The sequence below is a fragment of the Brevibacillus sp. genome (genome assembly GCF_003521185.1).
GTDB lineage: Bacteria > Bacillota > Bacilli > Brevibacillales > Brevibacillaceae > Brevibacillus > Brevibacillus parabrevis.
The window spans coordinates 94,185-115,180 of record NZ_DOTK01000005.1 but is presented as its reverse complement, the minus strand read 5'-3'; the positions used below and the strand labels follow the sequence as shown (position 1 = coordinate 115,180).

Annotated in this window: 19 protein-coding genes and 2 pseudogenes; 18 read left to right on the top strand and 3 right to left on the bottom strand. The window is 54.0% G+C overall.

The window, feature by feature from the left end; genetic code table 11:
• Window positions 1–22: 22 nt before the first annotated feature.
• Window positions 23–727 (bottom strand): Crp/Fnr family transcriptional regulator, encoded by a 705-nt coding sequence (locus tag DEP07_RS01295; RefSeq protein ID WP_122964870.1) that lies wholly within the window; start codon window positions 725–727, stop codon window positions 23–25.
• A gap of 201 nt (window positions 728–928) precedes the next feature.
• Between DEP07_RS01295 and DEP07_RS01290 the strand changes: the two genes are divergently transcribed.
• From DEP07_RS01290 to DEP07_RS01245, 10 genes are all read left to right on the top strand, one after another.
• Entirely contained in the window at window positions 929–1,969 is a 1,041-nt protein-coding gene (locus DEP07_RS01290) for a hypothetical protein (protein ID WP_173599843.1), read from the top strand.
• On the top strand, window positions 1,956–4,130 hold the full coding sequence (locus DEP07_RS01285; RefSeq protein ID WP_287101986.1) for a molybdopterin oxidoreductase family protein: 2,175 nt from the start codon (window positions 1,956–1,958) through the stop codon (window positions 4,128–4,130). Before DEP07_RS01290 ends, DEP07_RS01285 begins: the two co-directional genes overlap by 14 nt.
• Entirely contained in the window at window positions 4,123–4,692 is a 570-nt protein-coding gene (locus DEP07_RS01280; protein WP_122964873.1) for a 4Fe-4S dicluster domain-containing protein, read from the top strand. Before DEP07_RS01285 ends, DEP07_RS01280 begins: the two co-directional genes overlap by 8 nt.
• Window positions 4,693–4,710: 18 nt before the next feature.
• Complete coding sequence (locus DEP07_RS01275) at window positions 4,711–5,235, top strand: Rieske (2Fe-2S) protein (RefSeq protein WP_122964874.1); 525 nt, start codon at window positions 4,711–4,713, stop codon at window positions 5,233–5,235.
• Window positions 5,225–5,416: a hypothetical protein gene (locus DEP07_RS01270; protein WP_122964875.1), complete on the top strand. Its 192-nt coding sequence runs from the start codon at window positions 5,225–5,227 to the stop codon at window positions 5,414–5,416. The genes DEP07_RS01275 and DEP07_RS01270 overlap by 11 nt, the downstream gene beginning before the upstream one ends.
• Complete coding sequence (locus tag DEP07_RS01265) at window positions 5,409–5,708, top strand: hypothetical protein (protein WP_280649021.1); 300 nt, start codon at window positions 5,409–5,411, stop codon at window positions 5,706–5,708. Before DEP07_RS01270 ends, DEP07_RS01265 begins: the two co-directional genes overlap by 8 nt.
• Before the next feature lie 125 nt (window positions 5,709–5,833).
• The gene (locus tag DEP07_RS01260) at window positions 5,834–6,340 is read left to right on the top strand and encodes a hemerythrin domain-containing protein (RefSeq protein WP_122964877.1); all 507 of its coding nucleotides are present in this window, start codon (window positions 5,834–5,836) and stop codon (window positions 6,338–6,340) included.
• A gap of 5 nt (window positions 6,341–6,345) precedes the next feature.
• Window positions 6,346–7,107, top strand: a complete 762-nt coding sequence (locus DEP07_RS01255) for a YwiC-like family protein (protein ID WP_217022995.1) — start codon at window positions 6,346–6,348, stop codon at window positions 7,105–7,107.
• Between the two features lie 153 nt (window positions 7,108–7,260).
• Window positions 7,261–8,742 carry a type I restriction-modification system subunit M gene (locus tag DEP07_RS01250; protein ID WP_287101985.1) on the top strand — a complete coding sequence of 494 codons (1,482 nt, stop codon included), beginning with the start codon at window positions 7,261–7,263 and terminating at the stop codon, window positions 8,740–8,742.
• Complete coding sequence (locus tag DEP07_RS01245) at window positions 8,732–9,997, top strand: restriction endonuclease subunit S (protein ID WP_229049709.1); 1,266 nt, start codon at window positions 8,732–8,734, stop codon at window positions 9,995–9,997. Before DEP07_RS01250 ends, DEP07_RS01245 begins: the two co-directional genes overlap by 11 nt.
• A 22-nt stretch (window positions 9,998–10,019) precedes the next feature.
• Here the strand turns inward: DEP07_RS01245 and DEP07_RS01240 are convergent, their stop codons facing one another.
• Entirely contained in the window at window positions 10,020–11,495 is a 1,476-nt protein-coding gene (locus DEP07_RS01240) for a flavin monoamine oxidase family protein (protein WP_217022991.1), read from the bottom strand.
• 138 nt (window positions 11,496–11,633) lie between these two features.
• On the opposite strand from DEP07_RS01240, the gene DEP07_RS01235 reads away from it, so the two are divergent.
• From DEP07_RS01235 to DEP07_RS01215, 6 genes and pseudogenes are all read left to right on the top strand, one after another.
• Window positions 11,634–12,221 carry a putative glycolipid-binding domain-containing protein gene (locus DEP07_RS01235; RefSeq protein WP_173599845.1) on the top strand — a complete coding sequence of 196 codons (588 nt, stop codon included), beginning with the start codon at window positions 11,634–11,636 and terminating at the stop codon, window positions 12,219–12,221.
• Window positions 12,222–12,240: 19 nt separating this feature from the next.
• Window positions 12,241–12,636: a hypothetical protein gene (locus tag DEP07_RS01230; RefSeq protein WP_242775113.1), complete on the top strand. Its 396-nt coding sequence runs from the start codon at window positions 12,241–12,243 to the stop codon at window positions 12,634–12,636.
• A 38-nt stretch (window positions 12,637–12,674) separates the two neighbouring features.
• Window positions 12,675–13,100 (top strand): HD domain-containing protein, encoded by a 426-nt coding sequence (locus DEP07_RS01225; protein WP_122964883.1) that lies wholly within the window; start codon window positions 12,675–12,677, stop codon window positions 13,098–13,100.
• A 493-nt stretch (window positions 13,101–13,593) separates the two neighbouring features.
• Window positions 13,594–15,121, top strand: a pseudogene (locus tag DEP07_RS01220) (endonuclease MutS2); the annotation flags it as partial.
• Window positions 15,122–15,636: 515 nt separating this feature from the next.
• Window positions 15,637–15,924, top strand: a pseudogene (locus DEP07_RS27785) (endonuclease MutS2); the annotation flags it as partial.
• Between the two features lie 464 nt (window positions 15,925–16,388).
• The gene (locus DEP07_RS01215) at window positions 16,389–17,309 is read left to right on the top strand and encodes a phosphotransferase (RefSeq protein ID WP_173596976.1); all 921 of its coding nucleotides are present in this window, start codon (window positions 16,389–16,391) and stop codon (window positions 17,307–17,309) included.
• Between the two features lie 35 nt (window positions 17,310–17,344).
• Here the strand turns inward: DEP07_RS01215 and DEP07_RS01210 are convergent, their stop codons facing one another.
• On the bottom strand, window positions 17,345–18,631 hold the full coding sequence (locus DEP07_RS01210; RefSeq protein ID WP_229049708.1) for a sigma-54 interaction domain-containing protein: 1,287 nt from the start codon (window positions 18,629–18,631) through the stop codon (window positions 17,345–17,347).
• A 629-nt stretch (window positions 18,632–19,260) separates the two neighbouring features.
• Between DEP07_RS01210 and fmdA the strand changes: the two genes are divergently transcribed.
• Complete coding sequence (gene fmdA, locus DEP07_RS01205) at window positions 19,261–20,442, top strand: formamidase (protein WP_287101983.1); 1,182 nt, start codon at window positions 19,261–19,263, stop codon at window positions 20,440–20,442.
• 46 nt (window positions 20,443–20,488) lie between these two features.
• Window positions 20,489–20,797: an FmdB family zinc ribbon protein gene (locus DEP07_RS01200; protein WP_287101982.1), complete on the top strand. Its 309-nt coding sequence runs from the start codon at window positions 20,489–20,491 to the stop codon at window positions 20,795–20,797.
• The last annotated feature ends 199 nt before the right edge of the window (window positions 20,798–20,996 follow it).

Sequence of the window (20,996 nt, the reverse complement as noted above, 5' to 3'; positions counted from 1 at the left end):
ACAAACGGTGCAGCGTTCGTTGTTACATTTGGCAAATTTCCGGCGGGCAATCGTCACAACAGATTGCTTCTTTCAAATACTCCACATCTTTGATCAACAGGTATCCGTGCGGCATGATCTCGATGACATCCAGCTTTTTCAAATCGGCGAGCATCCGGTTGACGCTTTCGCGGGTGAGGCCGATGAATTGGGCAAGATCGCGATTGGTGAGAGAAAGCTTGATGAGAATGCCGTCCTCTCGTTCTTCTCCGTACGTATTGCTCATGCGGATCAGCGTGGAGTAAAAGGCTCCGATTTTGCCGTTCAACAGCAAGTCGCGGAACTTGGATTGGATTCTCCGGTTCATGATGGCCATCCAGCGCAAAAAGTCGACGCAAAACTCACCGTTTTCCAAGAGCAGCTTCTCCAGTGCGCTCCGCTGGATGACGTTGACCTCGCCCGGCTCGTGCATGGTCGCTGTAGACGTATAAGTAACGCCTGACTCAAAAAGCCCGACCATTCCGACCAGCTCGCCTGGCCCAAATACTTGCAAGGTCAATTCCTTGCCGTCGGCTGTCGCTTTGGTCAGCTTGATTTGTCCTGATTCCAGCAAGTACAACTTATCTGCAACTTCCCCATCGATAAACAGGACGGACTCTGTAGGGGACATTTTTTTCTTCGTGCCGATTTGTGCCAATTGATGAACAAAAGCAGGAGAAACCTGCTCAATAAACGTGAGACTTTTCATGAATCGTTGCACCTCTGCTTTCCTTGCCGCTCTGCTCTCGCATAACCTGCTGCCCCATTATAGCACGGAGATTTTGACAAAGGCGTGTCATCTTCTGGGCGATCGCATGCAGGTGTGAGGTATGTCACTTTGGAGCGCCAGCGGCCTTGTTACAATAAAGCCAACGATCGACAAAGCTTTGTACCAGAGGAGGTTGTTCGCATGGAGCGGGCATTTGCGTCCAAAGTGGCCAGAAGGGCTTTCTATACAGTCTGTGTGTTGTTTTTGGCTTCGTACCTAGGTTCTCGTTTTTTTACCCACATGGATTTTGCCTTGTACGGTTACATGGTGGGAACAGTCGTGTTCATCGGCGGGTTTCTTTATCGGTTCTCGGCTTGGGCTGACCGACCGCCAACGAACATTATCCTGAAAAAAGGGTTGCGGCTGTTGCTGCGCAAAAGCACACCGCAAACGGCAGTGGATCATCTGGCGACCTACCGCTTTATCTGGAATCGCGGCTGGTATCGCTGGACCCAGCACATCCTGCTTGGCTGGGGCTGCATTCTCTCGGCACTGGTGACATTTCCGCTCGTCTTCGGCTGGATGTACTTCACCATGGGGGATAACGGCACCTACACCGTCGTCGGGATGGGCATTGATCTTTTGCAAGTCAAAGCGGATGGCTGGATTGCCTTTTTGTTCTACAACGCGCTTAACATTACGGCGTTCATGGTGATCGCAGGAGTGTGCATGGCGCTGTACCGCCGCTTGAAAAACTGGCAGGCCCGTGCGGAGCAAAGTTTTCTGTACGATTTCTTGCCGCTCTATCTGCTTCTGTTCATCAGCATCACCGGCTTGCTTTTGACGGTGAGCAACCTGTTTCTCCACGGCTTCGGCCATCCGGTGATGAGCATGATCCATCAGTTTTCCGTCATCGTCACCTTGATTTATTTGCCCTTTGGCAAGCTGGCGCACATTCCGTTCCGGCCGATGAGCGTCTTCGCCCGCAATTATCGCGAGCATTATGCCGAGCAGGAAATGAAGCATTGCAAGGTGTGCGGAGAGCGGTTTGTGTCCGCCGAGCAGTCTGGTGACGTGATCGATGTCTTGCAGGAAAACCAGATTCGCTTCGAAACGGCAGAAGGCTTCCATCTTGCGGAGTTGTGCCTGCCTTGTCGCAGAAAATATCGCATCTTCCGTTTTACCGGCATTCCTACCCATCACCGATCGGAGAAAGAGGCGAACCAGCATGCAAAAGGATAAATTTTTCAAGGAGATCCAAAACAAGCTCCATCCGGGAGAAAAGCTGGTCAGCACGCATTGCAGCTATTGCGGCATGCAGTGCGGGATGAACCTGCGTGTCGATACGAGAACGAATACGATTATCGGGGTAGAGCCGCGTTACGACTTCCCGGTCAATTTAGGCAAAATGTGCCCAAAAGGGGTTACCGCTTATCAGCAGGTCAACCATCCTGACAGGATCAAAAGGCCGCTCATCCGCCGCAATCCGGCATGGAAAGGAACGGCGGAAGGCTTCGAAGAGGTGTCCTGGGATGAAGCGCTCACTTTCATTGCAAGCCGATTCACGGAATTGCAGGAAGCATACGGCAAAGATACGCTGTCTGTCTACTCCGGAGTTTCGATGACGAACGAAAAGTGTTACTTGACAGGCAAATTCGCCCGCGTGGGGCTGCAAACGCGATATATCGATTACAACGGGCGGTTTTGCATGTCGTCAGCAGCTGCCGGGTTTAACCGCAGCTTTGGCATCGACCGTGGCTCAACCGTCCCGTGGACAGATATTCACCAAACCGATTGTTTGCTGATTGCCGGTTCCAATGCGGCGGAATGCCATCCGACCAGCATGTTTCGGATTTGGGAAGTGCAAAATCGCGGCGGCTACTTGATTGTAGTGGACCCGCGTGAGACACCGCTTGCCCGCCGCGCTGACGTCCACCTCGATTTGCGGCCAGGGACAGACCTCGCATTGGCGAACGGACTGCTGCACCTTTTGATCGAAAATGGCGCTATCGACGAGGCATTTATTCACAATCACACCAATGGCTTTGCCGAAACAAAAGCGTTAGTCGAAATGTATACACCTGAGGTCGTCAGCGAGATTACAGGCATTGCGCAGGAAAAAATCATTCGCGCAGCCGAGATTTACGGCAAGGCACCTGAGGCCATCGTGATGTTTTGTCGGGGTGTCGAACAGCAATCCAAAGGAACGGATAACGTATCGGCCTATACAAATTTGGCGCTTGCGACGGGCAAGATCGGCCGTCCGAAATCAGGCGTGGCGACCTTTACCGGGCAGGGCAACGGCCAGGGAGGACGGGAACACGGTCAAAAGGCAGATCAGTTGCCTGGCTATCGGAAAATGGATAATCCGCAGCACGTGCAGGAAGTGGCTTGCGCCTGGGGGATTCCCGTGGCGGAGATGCCGCAAAAAGGCGTATCTGCCTACGAAATGTTTGAACTGATGCACAACAAGACGATTCGCGGGATGTACTTGCTCTGTTCCAACCCGGCGGTCAGTGCCCCCAATCTGAACTATGTCCGGGAAGCTCTGAAAAGCCTCGATTTTATGGTCTGTTCGGACTTTTACCTGTCGGAATCGGCTGAGTATGCGGATGTCGTGCTGCCGACGACGAGCTGGGCGGAGGACGATGGCACCACGACGAATCTGGAAGGGCGCGTCATCCGCCATCGCCAGGCCCAAAGCTGGTATGCCGAGTCCAGGCCGGATTGGTGGATACAGATTGAAATCGCCAAGCGGATGGGCCGCGGTCAATATTTCGAGCATCTGAGCGGGCCGCGTGAAATTTTCGATGAGCTGCGCCGCGTTTCCCAAGGCGGCACCGCTGACTACTACGGAATTACTTACGAGAAAATCGAAGAGCGGCAAGGCGTGTTCTGGCCGTGCAGAGATGAAGAAGACCCGGGACAGCCGCATTTGTTTCTCGACAAAACGTTTTACCATCCGGACGGCAAGGCGAAAATTTGTGCGCTGCCTTATCGTCCGCCAGCCGAAGAACCGGATGAAGAGTATCCGCTGCGCCTGACGACAGGCCGCGTCGTCTATCACTACCTGTCAGGGAATCAGACAAGGCGAATCCCGTTTTTGCGTGACATGTACCCGGACCCGCTGTTGGAAGTGCATCCTGATACCGCGCAAAAATACGGAATCGCCCACGGCGAAAAGGTTTTGCTGAAAACAAGACGGGGCGAAGCGGTATACCAGGTAAAAGTCATCGCGGCGATCCGGCCGGATACAGTGTTTGTCCCGTACCATTGGGGCAAGCATGAATCGATCAATTTGCTCACGAACCCTGCCCTTGATCCGTACAGCAAAATGCCGGAATTTAAGGCGTGCGCAGCCGAGATCGTCAAGCTCGAAGAGGAGGAACGGCAGCATGGCTAAACAACTGCTCTACATCGAAATGGACAACTGCATCGGCTGTCGCAGTTGCCTGGCTGCCTGCACGCAATGCGGCGGACACGACAGCCGAAATCGCAACTACGTCATGGATGTCGATCCGATGCAAACGCGTCAGACGATCCCGCTGATGTGCCTGCACTGTGTCAATCCCGCTTGTGCGCGAAGCTGTCCGGCGCAAGCGATCCAAATCGCCGACACTGGTGCAGTGCTCTCGGCGCTCGTAGAGAAGTGCATTGGCTGTCAAAACTGCACGATTGCTTGCCCGTACGGGATTCCCAAGTTTGATCAGGAGCAAAACCTGATGTACAAATGCGATCTGTGCTACGACCGGACCAAAGATGGAATCCCGCCGATGTGCGCTTCGGTTTGTCCGACCAATACGCTCCAGTGGCTAACGGAGAGCGAGCTTGCCGAGAAACAATCCGCGCACCGGCTCGCAGGCGGCAAATGGATCGCCAGTCAAAGCCTGGAGCCGCTGGAGAGCGAGACGAACGTAAAAATCAGTCTGCCCGGTATTTTGCAAGGGGTGCAGAAGCTTTTCTAGTCGAAGGAGGTCTGCAGCATGAACGAAGAGAAACAACCACGATCCGATCGGAATGATACGTATACCCACAACATCGTCAAGTCGAACGAGCGGAGTCTCGATCGGCGGGGCTTTATGAAAACGCTGGTCGGTGCTGCCGGATTGTTCGCCGTCTCCACTCTCCCGTGGGGAGCGATGGCGGCCCAGAAGCTGCTGCATGGGGAAGCAGGCGAGCAGCCGAGGCAAAAAATTGCGGAAGTGGCTGCATTGCGAGCAGGGGATGCCAAGGAGTTTGCCTATCCGGGAACGCATGACAGCGCCCTTCTCGTCTGTGTTCGGGAAGGCGAGTACAAAGCTTATCAAAACGCTTGCACCCATCTGAAATGCCCGGTGTTCTGGAGCAAGGAAAATCATGAGCTGCTCTGCCCGTGCCATCATGGCAAATTTGATGTCGAGACAGGAAATCCGCTGGCGGGCCCGCCGCGCCGACCGCTTCCGGAAATCGAGCTGGCGGTTGAACATGGCGTGATATACGCGATTGGGGTGAAGCCGTATGAAGCGTAGCTATCGCGGGGTACTGCTGCTTTGTCTCGTGCTGTTTGCCAACCTGATCTGCACCCAATATACCGTCAACCTGTTTTACTTTGCGCGATATGAAGAAGTGATTGGGCTTTCCGTCGTCAATCTGCTGCTGTTTCCGCTGGCAGTATTTCTTTATCGAAAAGAGGGGCGCAGCCATGAATAAGTTGATGCTCGACCAGCAGCTGTCACAGCTGACAAACGCTCGCATGCGAATCGGCATTACAGACTTGGCGGAAGATGCAGAGCTTCAACCAGCCCCGATCATCGAGAGACATTTGGCGAAATGGGAGTTTACAGAAGAAGGTGAGCATGTTCGCCTGTATTTTAACCCTTGCCAGTTTCTCGCTGTTCCGGTTCAAGAAGAAGTTGGATTCGCGCTGGAAAAGGACGCGATCGTGCTCACCGCACTTGATCGCAGGGGAAAACTCAAGTACACGATCGCTTTTGCCAAATGAAGTCAACCGTTGCAAGATAGGTTGGCTTTTTTTTCCTAGCGTCTTATACTCCAATTGTAAGGGTGTTCACAGCTTGTAAGGCACTTAAAAGAGGTCTTTGAGAAAGCGGCGGGGGAGGGACCCGTATGAACGGTCAACAAACGGATGGAGAAGAGCGGCTTGGTCATTTGTTTTCTTCGGAGCACGCAAGCTTGGAGCAATCGATGGAAAAGCTGAAACAGCTCGTCTATCAAAGCCGAATCATGAGCGCGCAAACGGTGGAAGAGTTTCGGCTGACAATCGCACAGCTGGTGGACAGCTTGCAGGAGCATCACAGACGCGAAGAGGAGCTATTGTTTGTCGCCTTGACGGAGTCGCTGGGGTACACGGCGCAGCCTGTCCAGATGATGATGGAGGAGCACCGCCAGCTTGTCAGCCAGCTGAGCAAATTGCGCGAAGAAACCGTATGTTGCCAATGTGCCGGGCGCGAAACGACGAGACTGCGCGAAGTCACGACGACGCTGTACCGACTTTTGCACGATCATTTTCATAAAGAAGAAAAGCTGCTGTTTCCGATGGCAGAGCATGTGCTGGATCAGGCGAAAAAAGCGGCGATCATGGAAGCCGTGAAAGAAACAGGAAGAGGGGTGTAACAAAGGTGGCGAACGGAAAAAGAGGCGGGGCTTCCCTGGTAATGCCCCGCGAACACGGTGTCTGGGCCATGTTTGTCGTGCCGTACTTGTTCGGAGTATTTCTGGTGGAAAACAATGTTTTGCATTTGCTGGCCGGACCGGGCTTGCTCTGCGGCTTTATCGCGGTCAACGCGGCACTGGTCTTGATGCGGCAGCCAAAGCTCGCGCGTCAAGTGTTGCGCACCTTGCTCGTATTCGGAGGAGTGGCCGCCATATGTTTGGCCTATCCGCTGCTGCATAACGCGCTGGCCTTTTGGCCGCTCGTCGTGATGGGAATCTGCGCCGCGGGCAGCATCTGGTTTATCCACAGCAAGCAGGAGCGGCATTTTCTCAACGATTTGCTCGGAATCGTCGGATTGACGATGCTGCTGCCTGTCTCCGCTGCGCTTGGCGGAGGCGCTCCCACGCAGGAACTGCTCACAGCGATGGCGTTGAACGTGGCGTATTTCACAGGGAGCGTCTTTTTCGTGAAGGCCGTGTTCCGCGAAAAGAACAACCGGATGTTTCAAAGCGTCGGCATCGTCTATCATCTGCTTTTGCTCGCACTGCCCTTGGTGTTGCCAGTTCCTGCGCTTTTCAGCCTGATTTTTGTTCCAGGCATCGTCAAAATGGCGATCGCGGCGAAAAAAGTCAAACTGCCTGTCAAAACAGTCGGGATCATGGAAATCGTCAACGTTCTCTGGTTTTTGGCAGGAGGCTATGTAGTGCTCGGTACGAAGCTCTTCTGAGATCCTGTTTTCAAAATGTGTTCGCTAGTAAACATGGGGAAAATCGGCTAAAGTGAAAATCGAGCAACAGAACTCATCCCTTTTATGCTCATGCGAGGACAGGGAACCACTATGAATGAATAGTGGTTCTTTATGGTAAATCGGGAGGTCAGCATGTCCAAACTAACGCTATCGCAACTGGAGTCTCACCTGTGGGAGTCAGCCAATATTTTGCGCGGAAGCATCGACTCCGCTGACTATAAAAACTATATTTTCGGACTGCTTTTTCTGAAACGCCTGAACGATGTGTTTGAGGAAAGCCAGGTGCATATTGCGCCAACAACAGGCGAGGAGGCGCGGCAGGCAGAGCGTGACGCTCACCAGTTTGTCGTTCCGGCAAGCTCTCGCTGGCAGCGAATCCAGAGCGTGACGGAAGGAATCGGCGAGGCAATCAACGAAGCGCTGGCGGCATTGGAACAGGAAAACGCCACGCTTTCCGGGGTGCTGGCGACGATCGATTACAACGATTCCGAACGTTTGCCCGACCGGCTGTTGCAGCAGCTGATCAAGCACTTTTCTGCGATTTCTTTAGGAAACGCCAGTCTGACCGAGCCGGATATGCTGGGACGGGCGTACGAATATTTGATCAGACAGTTTGCAGACGATGCGGGAAAAAAGGGCGGAGAGTTTTACACGCCGAGCAAAGTGGTAGAGTTGATCGTCAAGCTGATCAAACCGGAGGAAGGCATGCGCGTGTGTGACCCGACGGCAGGGTCTGGCGGGATGCTGATTCAAACGGCCGACTACATCCGGGCAAAAGGCGGCAATCCGCGCCGTATCGCGCTGCATGGACAAGAGCGCAATCTGAAGACGTGGGCGATTGGCAAGATGAATTTGCTGTTGCATGGCTTGTGCGACCACCGGATTGAAAAAGGCGATACGATTCGCGAGCCGAAGCTGCTTGCAGACGGAGAGCTGATTTTATACGACCGGGTGATCGCCAACCCGCCGTTTAGCCTGAGCAACTGGGGGCAGGAAGAAGCGAAGGCAGATAAACTGTCCCGCTTTCGCTTCGGGATACCGCCCAAAGACAAAGGCGATCTCGCCTTCGTCCAGCACATGGTCGCAACGCTCAACCCAAACGGCAAGGCAGGCGTCGTGGTGCCAAACGGGGTGTTGTTTCGCAGCGGTGCAGAAGCGGCCATCCGCAAAGGACTTTTGGCAGAAGACCTGGTGGAAGCGGTGATCGCCCTTCCGCCGAATTTGTTTTACGGCACGGGAATCCCGGCTTGCATTTTGCTGTTGAACAAGAACAAAGAAGCGGCGAAAAGGCAGCATGTCTTTTTCCTGAATGCCACCGGGGGCTATCACGAAGGAAAAAACCAAAACTTTTTGCGCGATTCCGACGTGGAGAGCATCGTGTCTGCCTACGAACGCGGGGTGGACATCGAAAAGTATTGCAGGTTGGTCCACGACAGCGAAATTCAGGCAAATGACTATAATTTGAATTTGGCACGCTACATCGACTCGTCCGAGCAGGAGGCGCAGATTGATGTGGGGGCAGCGCTTGTCAAACTGCGCAGGTTGGAGGAAGAACGCAGCGAGATCGAGGGCAGAATGCTCGGCTTTTTAAAGGAGTTGGGATATGATGCCTGAGTGGAAAAAAGGGCCGCTCGGCTGGGCTGTGCATGTCCAGGGCGGTTATCCTTTCCCCTCCGCTGCGTTCGTGGACGAAGGGGTTCCCGTCGTGCGGATGAGCAACATGAAGAACGGCCGCCTGGACTTGACACAGGCCAAATGTATGGACGAGACTGCTCTGGCTGGGCACTCGGCGTATTTGCTGAAACCGGGTGATCTGCTGCTCGGCATGTCAGGCAGTATCGAAAACTTTGCCGAGGTCAAAGCGACCGACCTCCCCGCGCTATTGAACCAGCGGGTGGGCAGGTTGCAAATAAAAGACAGCTCGTTGCTGCACAGCGAATATTTGAAATACGTGGTGACCTCCAAGTGGTTTCGCGATCAAGTGTGGACGATGGCGGCTGGCGTGGCCCAGCTCAATATCAGCACGAAGCAGCTTGAATCCATTCCGGTTTGGTATCCGCCGTTGGCTGAACAGCAAAAAATCGCCTCCATTCTCGCCGCAGTAGATGGGGTGATCGAGAAGACAGAAGCGATGATCGAACAAGTCGAGGTCGTGAAAAGAGGGCTGATGCAGCAGCTGTTTACGCGTGGAATCGGTCACACTTCTTTCCGGCAAACCGAGTTGGGAACGATCCCGGCGGACTGGTCGCTGGTCAAGCTCCAGGAGATTGCCAGAGTCAAGGGCGGGAAAAGAGTGCCCAAAGGCTACAGCCTGCTGGAAGAGCAGACTCCGTATCCGTACATCCGCGTGTCCGATTTTCGCGATTATACCGTGAGCCAAAAACAGCTCAAATACGTGAGCGAAGAAATTTACGGCAAAATCAAGCGCTACACGATCTCCAAGCAAGATATGTACTTGTCGATCGCGGGCATTTACCTCGGAGTGGCGGGCCGTGTTCCCGACTGTCTGGACGGCGCTCTTTTGACAGAAAATGCGGCCAAGATCACCCCGACCTCCGACCGGATCGACCTTGATTTTTTGATGTTTGCCCTTGGCTCGGAGCTTTGCCAGAAACAGATTGCCGCGTTAAAAGGCGTGACGGGAGTGCCCAAGCTCGGTCTGAAACGGGTGGAGACGCTCCTGATTCCTTTGCCGAACCTCACCGAACAGCACAAAATCGTGGCCGGGATCAAAAGCGTGCTCGCAAAGCTTGCGATGGAAAAGGCCAAACAAACACAGCTCATCGCGATCAAAAAAGAGCTGATGCAAAAGCTTTTGACGGGCAGTGTGCGAGTGCAGGTGGATGAACGGCAGAAGGAAATGGTCTGATCGAGCTTTTCGTCTCAGACATTTAGAAAAAGCCGATGCGCGAGTGATGTCCCTGCACAGCCGCGCGCACTCCCGACTCGATCGCGCCTTGAATCCAGCCGTGATAAGCGGGCGAAGTATGCTCTCCGGCGAAAATGATCGGTCCTTCCATCGAGGTCAAGGCTGCCGACAGCTCCGTCTCCTGAAACGGCTTGAACAGGGCGAAGCCGCCACCCGCGTAAGGTTGCAGCAGCCAATGATGGGTAACTCCGGTCACAAACGTCTTGTAGACTTGCTCGCCGAACAGGACCGCAAGCTGGCGCAGCGCTTGCCAAATTTTTTCGTCATGGGACAGACAAAGCCAGGGGAGCGCATCGTCTTCCCACGTGTAGCTCGCCAGAACGACTCCGCCAGACTGGTCAAATCCATGGCTTGGAAAGTAGGAAAAGCGCAAAGGCAGGTCTGAGATCGCTTGCCCGCCGTACAGACCAGCCTCTTCCCAAAAGCGGCGGGAAAATTGCAAGGCGATCTTCGTCGACGAGACGTAGTGCAACTGGTGGATGGCTTTCCATTTGCCAAAAGAAAACAGGTTCGACGGCTCGACGTCGATAAATTGCAGGACCGGAAACGGAATCGTAATAATCGCGATGTCGCCTGTCAGCTCAAACGGCGTTCGTGTGGCGGTGTCCACCCCGGAAAAGGCGATTTGCTGCCCTTTTTGGCTGATTCGGTCCACTTTGTGATGGAAGCGGATACGTTCGTTCAGGGAGGGGGCAAACGATTGGGGAAGCAAGTCGAATCCACCCGTGATCTCATAAAAGCGGGTGGGCGTATCGAACAGGATGAAATCGCGGAAAATCTCCAGAAAAGACAGCTCCGGGAATCCTTCGAAGCCGCTCATCACTTTGATTTTGTCGACGGCAGCGGCTGAGAGCGACGTGCTGATCGGATTGTGGCGCAAAAAGTATTCCATCGAGTAGCGGTCGTATTCCTTGATGACGATGGGCCAATGCTTGGCGGGATGTTTTTTGATGAAATCGATAAGCGGCCGGATGGCCATGAGGGCAAGGGCATCGGCTGACTTGCCTTTTTCGTGCGGAGCGACGGGAAAGTGCAACAGATCAGGATTTTGCTCGTACAGACGGCGGCGTGTTTTGATCCCGTTTACGTAAATGAGATCGTTCGGCGTACTGTTGATGAACTCGTTGAGTGGCAGGCCGAATTTGGCTATATACGCCATCGTCAACAAGTGAGTGTTCGGAATGCGCATCGCTCCTGCTTCCACGTAGTGCCCGTCTGTAAAAGGGGCGCGCAGCGTAAGCACTCTCCCTCCTACTCGTTCCGAGGCTTCCACGATCGTGACATGATGCCCGGCTTGTTTCAGCAGCGAGCCGGCTACCAGACCGGCGATGCCAGCGCCTGCGATCAAAACCTTTTTCGGTTGTGTTGTCCGAGGCAGGCCATCGCGAATGATCGATAGCATCTGCGCTTCGCTCAAGGGTGATGAAGTCTTTTCCATGCGGCTTCTCCTTTTTCTGCTTGTGAAAATAGCGTATTCTGCGCTGGGCGCAATTGTGTTTGCTAGATTCCAATTCCATCCAATGCGTGGTAAACTGGGGATGGAAAGAAATGAGAACGTGTGATCGGGGGTATAGGCATGCTGCCTGCTAATGTGATTTGGAAGCCGCATAGCGGATTGGGCTTCGAGCATCTGGAAATTAGCGAGAGCAATGAGCGGTTGATTTTTGACAGCCTTGTAATGGGGATGAACGAACAGGGCGAATGGGTGAGAACCCACTATGTCATTGAACTGGATAGCAAGTGGGCGACGAGAAAAGTAACGATTCGTCACCTGGGAAAAACAGACGGACTGTGCCTTTTGTCAGATGGGCAGGGGGAGTGGACAAATGCGGAAGGTGAGCCAATCCCCGAACTGGCGGGCTGTGTGGATATTGACATTTCCTGCACGCCGTTTACGAATACGCTGCCGATCAGAAGGCTGTCATTTGCCCCGCATGTGCCGCAGGAGATTGACGTCGTGTACTTTTCGGCTTACGAGTTGACCTGGCGGCGAGTGAGGCAGCAATATACGCTGCTTTCGGCTGATGCGGGTTCGTCTGTCTTTGAGTATCGGGCGGGTTCATTTGTGGAAAACATCACGGTCGATGAGCAGGGGCTTGTGCTGGCGTATCCGGACTTGTTTGTGCGCGAAAATCTGGCAGTGGCGGAAGCAGGCAAGGCATAGGAAGGGGGGATGTTTCGTCATGGCAGACCGTTTTATAGCCGCTGTGATGACCAGCTTCCTGTTTACGCTCGGCGCCGCACTCATCTTTTTTCACGATCGCTTCATGATGTTGCCTACAGCCATGATTACCTTTCCGCTGGTTTTTGCGTGTGGCATCCCTGCTTCCCTCGTGATCGATCGGTTGATGCGATTGCTGCGTCTGAACAGGAGTGCCGGAGTGGTTTTCGTGGAGCTGGCTCTTTACGGTGCAGCCGGAATAGGCGTGACCGTCTTGTTGTTCTGGAAGGTCGGCGGGGTATTTTTTAGCGCAGGTTCGCCTATGTATTACATGGGCGTGGCAGCTTCTGTGTTGTACGGACTGTGTCTGTTTGCCCTCAGAAGAAAAAGGCGGTCTGAGGTGGAGCGCTGCTCATAGAAGGACAAGGGCTTATTAGTGTCAAGGAGGCGAGGAAGATGGGAACGGTGGAAAAAGCAATTGCACTTGCGGCTCAAGCGCATGCGGGCCAAACCGACAAAGGCAATCACCCGTACATCCTGCATCCGTTGCGGGTCATGCTGAAAATGCCGACGGACGAGACGCGAATCGCGGCGGTTTTGCACGACGTTTTGGAAGACACGGCGATCACGGAGGAAGATTTGCGGGCAGCAGGTTTTTCCCAAGCGATTGTTTCAGCCGTGATTGCCCTGACCAGACGCGAAGGCGAAAGCTATCCAGACTTTATCAGGCGGGCCAGCGAAGACCCGATTGCCCGAGTGGTGAAGCTGGGCGACATCGAGGACAATCTCGACTTGTCGCGGATTGCAGTGCCTACCGAGCAAGACCGGGAAAGGCAGAAGCGCTACGAGGAAGCCGCGAAGCTTTTGCGGCTGCGCTCCTAGTGCGAAGCGAAACAGCCAGTCAAGAGCGATGGGTCGCTGTCATTCTTGACGGCTGCCGGAACGGTGCGCTATAGTGAAACTAACCTTATCAAGGGAGAGATGTTGATGTCGGCGGTAGTTCTTAACTAGATCAATTCCATATCGAAGGCAAGGAGTAATCCCACCAAAATTTTGCGCTGTTTGCAAAGTTTATTTGCGTTGGCCCATTTCCTGCCTTGGAATTAGTTAAGAACAACGGATATCATCACTGCTCCAGGTTTTCAACCTATCATTGCGCCCAAATCCGTGCTGTGTTCAGCGCGGTTTTTTTATTCCCTTTTTGGATCGTTTGCCTGCTTTTTGATCAAGCGGCTGGCGGTCTTGTTAGGGTACGGTTTGCGTGCGCATCGGTAGGGATGGACCCAAAAAGAGGGCGGAGAATGACGTTTGTTCATTCTCCGCCCTTTTTTTCGTTGAGGGGCATACACGATAAAAGCAAAAGGAGCGATTTACTTTGAACGAAAAAGCATTGCAACGACTGGAATACGACAAAATCAAAGCAACATTGATGGAGTACGCCGTATCGTACGCCGGGAGGCAGCACGTCGAACAGCTGCAGCCGCTCGATTCAGCCAAAGTGCTGCGCAAAAAACTGGACGAAACCGCCGAGGCCAAAGCGCTGTTGCAGCAAGGGGCGAGCGTTCCTGTTCCTTCGCTGGAAGGAATGGAGATGATTTTGTCCCTGCTGGGAACGGGGTATGTGTTCACGGAACAAGACTTTTCCCATCTGCATCAGTTTCTCGTGAGCTGCGCCCAGCTTTCCAAGTACATGGCGAGCAAAGCGGAAGCGGCGCCGCGTGTCAGCTCTTACGCGACGACGATGTACACGCTGAGTCGGTTGAAGACGGAAATCGAGCAGTGCATCCGGCACGGTCAGGTGGTGGATACGGCGAGCAAAGATTTGCTGAAAACACGCAAGCGAATCGTCGTCTTTGAAGAGCGGCTCAAACGGCAGCTCGATACGCTGATGAACAAATACCGTTCGATTTTGCAAGAAAACATGATCAGCATGCGCAACGGAAGATACGTGCTGCCGATTAAAAAAGAGCATCGCCGACAAGTGGCAGGCAGTGTGCTGGACGAATCGGCGAGCGGGCAAACGGTCTATATGGAGCCTGCGGAGATCGGAGCGGTGCAGTTCGAGCTGTCCGCGCTGAAAGCAGAAGAGGCGCGGGAAGTGACGAAAGTGCTGATGCAGTTGTCGGCAGTGGCCGAAGAGTTTTCGCAAGAGCTGCATGTGAACGTGGACACAGTCGGGATGTACGACTTTTTGTTCGCCAAAGCGAAGTACGCCTTGGCGTTGGGCGCAGTGAATGTGGAGTTGAATGAACAGGGACGGATTGACGTCAAGGAAGCGCGTCACCCGCTAATGGGGCGGCAGATGGTTCCGCTCGATGTTCAGATTGGCAAAAGCTTTCAAACGCTGGTCATTACCGGGCCGAATACGGGCGGAAAAACGTTGACGCTCAAAACGGTCGGCCTTTTGACCGCGATGGTGCAATCGGGCTTGCTGGTGCCTGTGAAGGAAGGCAGCCAGTTTGCCATTTTCCGCAACATCGTCGTCGATATTGGCGACGGGCAGAGCATCGAGCATGCGTTGAGTACGTTTTCCGCGCACATTCGCAACGTCATCGAAATTTTGCAGGTCACCGATCATTCGACTCTCGTGCTGATTGACGAGATGGCTTCCGGCACCGATCCGGGGGAAGGGGTGGCTTTGTCGATTGCCATTTTGGAGGAGCTACACAAGCGGGGCGCAACGGTGATCGCGACGACTCATTTTAACGAGATCAAAAATTTTGCAAGTGCGACCGCAGGCTTCCAAAATGCGCGCATGGAGTTTGACGAAGAGACGTTGCAGCCGCTCTATCGCTTGCGGATTGGCGAGGCGGGCCACAGCTATGCCTTTTTAATCGCGATGAAGCTGGGGATTCCGCGAGCCATGATCGAGCGTTCGCAAGAGATTAACCAGCATGGTTTTGCCCGGACGCAAGCGGGGATGGCTTCCGAGGTGGGGCAAGCAGGAGGGGAGGATTTTGTTCGTCGGGTCGAGGAGAAGGAAGCGGAGAGGGAGGCAGGGCAAGGGCAAGGCTTCTTGGGGGGAGCTTTGGTGGAGCAGATAGGTTCTGCCGAACAGGTGGTTGCGGTAGAATCGGAGTTGTTGGGTAGCGAGGGACGGTTTGGGAGTGGAGAATGGTTGGGTAGATCGGAACGGCAGGGTAGTATAGAGTGGTTGGGTAGTACAGAACGGTTGGGTAGTACAGAACGGCAGGGTAGCTCAGGGCGGCTGGGTAGTACAGAACGGCAGGGTAGCTCAGAGCGGCTGGGTAACGCGGAGCGGTCAGGTGGTGGAGAACGACTGGATAGCGGAGAGCGGCATGGTGACGGAGAACGGTCAAGTAGCGAAAAAAGGTCTGATAGCACAGCTCGATCAGCCAGCACAGAACTAGCAAAGCAAGAGTCACAGGCAGACTCCCCTCCCCCCGCGCCCAGCGGCAGAAAGCGTTTTGCCATCGGGGATTGCGTCTTCGTGTCTTCGTTAGGCCGGACGGGTATCGTGTGCACCGTGGAGGATGGCAAAGGGAACGTGGGCGTGCTGATTCAAAATCAGAAATTCAAAATCAACCAAAAGCGTCTCACCTTGCACATTGAGGGCAAGGAGCTGTACCCGGACGATTACGACATGGACATCGTGTTTGAAACAAAAGAAAACCGCAAAAAACGCAAACTGATGGCGCGCAAGCATGTGGACGGACTTTCTATCGAAACGAAGCGGGAAGAATAAGTGCTCAAAGCGATAGGGATAGCTTTAAACGGCTGCTTAAAAGAACTGGGAGAGAGACAGAATCGGTGGTCAAGACGGAAAGGCGTAGCCACCGAAGGTTGTTTGAAAGAATGGTAAGGTAAAAATTGCAAATAAGACAATCGCAGCCTCGTTAAAGCTATTTGAATGAACCGGGAGGAATAGGCGGGTCAGAACGACAGTCACACTCTCCCGTAGATCGTCCATAAAACCAGGCTGAACCAAAGACAAGGTGGAGAAAAAACGCGCGCGCCGTTCCATCGCTCCACCTGCCTTCAGCCGGAGAGAAGCCCGCTGGCGATCTACAGGAAAAACAGCTCAAATGCCGCTCGCATCTGACGTATAATGGAAAAGCTTTGGCACGTGGCTATTAGCAGCAAGCGAGACTATTTTGCCTGCGGGATGCCATGTTGCCAGTTTATTCAACCAAAAAAGAGGTGAGAAAAATGACACAGGCAAATCCGTGGAAAGCGGAGTGGGACGTCACGCAGGAGCTGGCGCAAGCATTGATCTACAGCCAGTTTCCCGCGCTTTCGTCCATGCGGGTAAAGCGGCTGGGAGACGGATGGGACAATACGGTTTATCTGGTTGGAGCAAAATACGTCTTTCGCTTCCCGCGCAGAAAACTCGCCGTGGAGCTGATCGGACGAGAAGGCCGACTTTTGCCCAAGCTTGCTCCGTACGTAACACTCCCGTATGCAAAGCCGCTTTTTTACGGGGAAGGGACGCCCGAGTATCCCGTGCCGTTTTTGGGGTACGTGTATGTGCAGGGAGAGTTTCCAGTAGGGCTGACTGACGAGCAACGGGCGTCATCCGGGCCGCTCCTGGCGCGATTTTTAAAGCGGCTGCATGCCTTCCCCGTAGCAATTGCCAAAGAGAACGGCGTGCTTGCTGATCACCGGGCCTTGCTGGATGTTGCGGCTCGAAAAGCAAAAATGGTCCAGCTGCTGGCTGATCCGCACTTGCCTTTCGAGGAAAGCGACCGATCGCTCCTTATGGATTACTTGCACGACCTGAATGCGGAACGTCTACAGCCGAAGGAAGTGTTCATGCATGGCGATTTGCACTTCAAAAATATGCTGGTGACTCCAAACGGGCAGATCGCAGGAATCATTGATTGGGGAGACATGTGCATCGGACATCCCGGCTGTGATCTGAACATCGCCTACAGCTTTTTGCCGCCAGAGGCGCGGGATGATTTTTTCCGTGAATACGGCGAAGTGGACGAGGAAACGAAGCTGTTGGCTCGTCTGATGGCTGTGTACATTCCGATGTTGATTTACAGGCAGGCAAAAGACACGGGCGATACACGGGTGGCACAAGAGGCGAGGGACATAATCAAGCGCGCCCTGGCCGAATCTTGCTAAGGCTTGCGGGCGCGCCATGTATGGAAAAGACGTTTTCAGGCTCGGCTATCGCTCAGCTGTCCGATCCCCAGCTCGCCCATTTTTCGATACAGGGTGCTGCGGGCGATGCCGAGCTTTTTCGCTGCGGCGCTCATGGAAGGAGCATCCTGAATCGCCTGGAGAATGGTTTGCTTCTCCAACGTCCGCAGCAACGGAGACGGATCGTCTGCCTGGGGTGCTTGCTCAGTGCTGGTCGTCCAAGCCCACTCTGGCGGCAGGTGTTGGACGGAAATCCTTGCTTCGGAAAAGGCGTGCAAAAAGGCGCGTTCCATCACATTTCGCAACTCGCGGATATTGCCCGGCCAGGAGTGCTGATGCAGGGCGAGCAGGGCCGTTTCGCAAAGGGCGTTTGGCCCGCCTTTGTATTGTTCGTGCAGTTGCCCGAGAAACTCCTTTGCCAAAGCGGCGATGTCTTCCTTTCGCTCGCGCAGCGGCGGGATGCGAATCGGCAGGACGTTTAACCGATAGAACAGGTCAGCGCGGAACAACCCGTTTCGCACATCCTCCTCCAAAAGTCGATTGGTCGCGGCGATGATCCGCACATCCAGCTCTTTTTCCGTATGGGAGCCAAGCCGCGTGACTTTTTTCTCTTCCAGCACGCGCAACAGCAGCACCTGATGTTCAAGCGTCATTTCTCCGATTTCATCGAGAAACAAGGTGCCGTGGTTTGCCGCTTCGAATTTTCCGATTTGCCCGCCCTTTTTTGCCCCCGTAAAGGCACCATCTGCATAGCCGAACAGCTCGCTCGCCAGCAAATCTTTGGGGAGCGAAGCGATATTGACCGCGATGAACGGTCCGTCTTTGCGTGGGCTGGAATCGTGGATCGCTTTGGCTAACACTTCTTTGCCGCAACCTGTTTCGCCCAATAACAGCGTATGGGAAAGCGAAGCCGCGGCAATCCGCGCTGTTTGCAACTGCTTGCGGTATAGCGGACTGTTCGTGGCGATCGCCGGGAAAACATGCGGTTCTGTGCGGGCAGGCAAGGGAGCGGTTCGCGTGCGCAACAAATAAAGCCGCGTCCCGGCAGCATCCTCCAAGGACTGTTCTTCGATGCTCCAGTCTTTTTCCAAGGAAGTCCACCATTGTTCTTCCAACGTCATTCCGGTGTGAAGACCGCATTGCTCACGAGCCGTGCGGGAGGCGAACACGACCGTGCGGGCTGCATCCAGCGCAAGGATCGGCTCGCGGCTTTTTTCTCCCCATAGAAAGAGCAAGCGGCGCCAATCGGGCTGCGGATGGATGGACAAGCTTGAGGCAGTGTCAGTGTGCTGCGCGACATGCAAGCTAGTAGCTGACTCGGACAGATTGCTTGCTTGAGAAGGTGTGTTGGGACGAGAGGCAGGGCAAAAGCTTGAACCTGGTGTGAACAAGAACGGCAGCGGTGTTTTGGAGCAGGCAGGGTTGTGCCATTCTTCCATTCGCTGTAAGCGGTGTATAGGGCAAAGGCTGTCTGGCATGGCGGAGGAAGAGCAGGCAGGAGCCGTGCATGACAAAAGAATCGTTTGCACATGTGAATGGTGGTGCAATCTGTGCTGGTAAAAGGAATCAGGAGGGTGATAGAGTGCGTGAGAGACAGCGCGATGATGCGAACGCCCGATGACGGATGAAGCTCCGATTAACGAGAGTAGCACGCCGGCTTCAGTAATGGTACTCGCATCCCTTCTTGGTAAAATGGTTGATTGTGGCTGTCCGATTGTGGGACAAGTGTACGAAAAGAAAACAGGGGAAAACAAGCATGGGCAGTCGCAAGCTGACCTGTTTTGCGACAGGCTCTCCACTTAGTATACAGGAAAATATAGGCAAAAGAATCGCGAATGGTTAATTTTTAAGAATTTTCCGTCATTGGCATGCATGTTGCTTCCATCCTTCACTGAGCAGCACTCATTCTACAGCAGATAAAGGAGGATGCAGCATGCCAGAAGTATTATTTCGCGTCGACTTGAACAAACCGATGGAGGAACAGGATACACCCGGACACAATCGATGGCATCCTGACATTCCCGCGACAGTATCCGTCAATCCCGGAGCGGTTTTCCGCATCGAATGCAAAGACTGGACGGATGGACAGATCAGCAACAACGACGATCCGTCAGATATACGCGACGTCAATCTCAATCGCGTGCACGTGCTGAGCGGGCCGATTTGGGTCAACGGAGCACAGCCTGGCGATCTTTTGGTCGTCGATATTTTGGATATTGGAGCGTTGCCGCAATCGGAATGGGGCTTCAACGGCATTTTCGCCAGGGAGAATGGCGGCAGCTTCCTCGTCGATCACTACCCGACAGCCGCGAAATCGATCTGGGATTTTCACGGCATCTACACCTCTTCCCGCCACTTGCCGGGAGTCAAATTTCCGGGGATTCTCCATCCCGGCCTGATTGGAACGGCGCCGTCTCATCAGCTTTTGGATCGCTGGAACCGCAGAGAACGCGATCTGGTCTTGACCGATCCGGAGTGCGTGCCGCCGTTGGCGAATCTGCCCACCCCGCACAGTGCTGTTTTGGGCAGCTTGAAGGGAGCCGAGTTTGAGCGAATTGCGCGGGAAGCGGCTCGTACCGTGCCTCCCCGCGAGCACGGCGGCAACTGCGATATCAAGAACTTGTCCAAAGGGACGAGAATTTACTTCCCTGTCTATGTGGAAGGCGCGAAGCTGTCCATGGGCGACCTGCACTTTTCGCAAGGGGATGGAGAAATTACGTTTTGCGGCGGCATCGAGATGGCGGGCTGGCTCGACTTGCATGTCGACGTGATCAAGGGGGGCATGGCGAAGTACAACATCATCAACAATCCGGTGTTCAAGCCAGGCCCGGTAGAGCCGCACTTTACGGAATACCTCGTGTTTGAAGGAATTTCCGTACACGAGACGACCGGACAGCAATTGTACATGGACGCGCATGTCGCCTATCGCAACGCTTGCCTGAACGCGATTGAGTATTTGAAAACCGTGATGGGCTTTACGGGCGAGCAGGCGTACATGCTGCTGGGAACCGCGCCAGTGGAGGGACGGATCGCCGGAATCGTCGACATTCCGAACGCTTGCTGCACGATTTCGATCCCGACCAGCATCTTCGACCGCGATATTTTGCCGAGGTAAAAGGCGACCACCGAGCGGAAAAATTGCCGAAAAAGGAGCAGAGACGATGCCGAGATACGACTATTTGTGCGAACAATGCGGCCCGTTTATCCAATGGTTGAAAATAAGCGAAGTGACCGAGTGCGTCGACTGCCCGGAATGCCAAAAGCAGTCAAAGCGGCTGTATTCCGCTCCGGGACTGATTTTTACGCCACAAGCACTGCGGCAAAGAATCGAGCGCGGCGTGGAACCGAAAGTGGTGCAAAAAGAGTCGCATGGACATCACGGAGCGGGATGCGGCCACGGACATGCCCACGGGCAGCACGCACCTGCTCGCCAGCACGGGAGCAAGCGGCCTTGGATGGTGGGGCATTAGTTCGTCAGTTCGACAAGTGACGCCTGTAGCTTGCGATGGATGATGGCATCTGTAAACATGAAGCAACCTGAGTTCGACGAATGCTGAGCTCAGGTTGCTTCATGAATTTTTATTTCCTGTCTTCCTGACAAATTAATTTTTGATCCATAGACTGTTAAGTAGTAAAAAGTGGTAGTAAAGAATTGAGGGAATGATATAA

What these genes read in the sequence shown, in the direction of transcription:
- DEP07_RS01295 (WP_122964870.1), bottom strand. Translation starts at nt 727, where the DNA reads ATGAAAAGTCTCACGTTTATTGAGCAGGTTTCTCCTGCTTTTGTTCAT.
- DEP07_RS01240 (WP_217022991.1), bottom strand. Translation starts at nt 11,495, where the DNA reads ATGGAAAAGACTTCATCACCCTTGAGCGAAGCGCAGATGCTATCGATC.
- DEP07_RS01270 (WP_122964875.1), top strand. Translation starts at nt 5,225, where the DNA reads ATGAAGCGTAGCTATCGCGGGGTACTGCTGCTTTGTCTCGTGCTGTTT.
- DEP07_RS01280 (WP_122964873.1), top strand. Translation starts at nt 4,123, where the DNA reads ATGGCTAAACAACTGCTCTACATCGAAATGGACAACTGCATCGGCTGT.
- DEP07_RS01215 (WP_173596976.1), top strand. Translation starts at nt 16,389, where the DNA reads ATGACACAGGCAAATCCGTGGAAAGCGGAGTGGGACGTCACGCAGGAG.
- DEP07_RS01235 (WP_173599845.1), top strand. Translation starts at nt 11,634, where the DNA reads ATGCTGCCTGCTAATGTGATTTGGAAGCCGCATAGCGGATTGGGCTTC.
- DEP07_RS01275 (WP_122964874.1), top strand. Translation starts at nt 4,711, where the DNA reads ATGAACGAAGAGAAACAACCACGATCCGATCGGAATGATACGTATACC.
- DEP07_RS01245 (WP_229049709.1), top strand. Translation starts at nt 8,732, where the DNA reads ATGATGCCTGAGTGGAAAAAAGGGCCGCTCGGCTGGGCTGTGCATGTC.
- DEP07_RS01225 (WP_122964883.1), top strand. Translation starts at nt 12,675, where the DNA reads ATGGGAACGGTGGAAAAAGCAATTGCACTTGCGGCTCAAGCGCATGCG.
- DEP07_RS01290 (WP_173599843.1), top strand. Translation starts at nt 929, where the DNA reads ATGGAGCGGGCATTTGCGTCCAAAGTGGCCAGAAGGGCTTTCTATACA.
- fmdA (WP_287101983.1), top strand. Translation starts at nt 19,261, where the DNA reads ATGCCAGAAGTATTATTTCGCGTCGACTTGAACAAACCGATGGAGGAA.
- DEP07_RS01200 (WP_287101982.1), top strand. Translation starts at nt 20,489, where the DNA reads ATGCCGAGATACGACTATTTGTGCGAACAATGCGGCCCGTTTATCCAA.
- DEP07_RS01265 (WP_280649021.1), top strand. Translation starts at nt 5,409, where the DNA reads ATGAATAAGTTGATGCTCGACCAGCAGCTGTCACAGCTGACAAACGCT.
- DEP07_RS01250 (WP_287101985.1), top strand. Translation starts at nt 7,261, where the DNA reads ATGTCCAAACTAACGCTATCGCAACTGGAGTCTCACCTGTGGGAGTCA.
- DEP07_RS01285 (WP_287101986.1), top strand. Translation starts at nt 1,956, where the DNA reads ATGCAAAAGGATAAATTTTTCAAGGAGATCCAAAACAAGCTCCATCCG.
- DEP07_RS01260 (WP_122964877.1), top strand. Translation starts at nt 5,834, where the DNA reads ATGAACGGTCAACAAACGGATGGAGAAGAGCGGCTTGGTCATTTGTTT.
- DEP07_RS01230 (WP_242775113.1), top strand. Translation starts at nt 12,241, where the DNA reads ATGGCAGACCGTTTTATAGCCGCTGTGATGACCAGCTTCCTGTTTACG.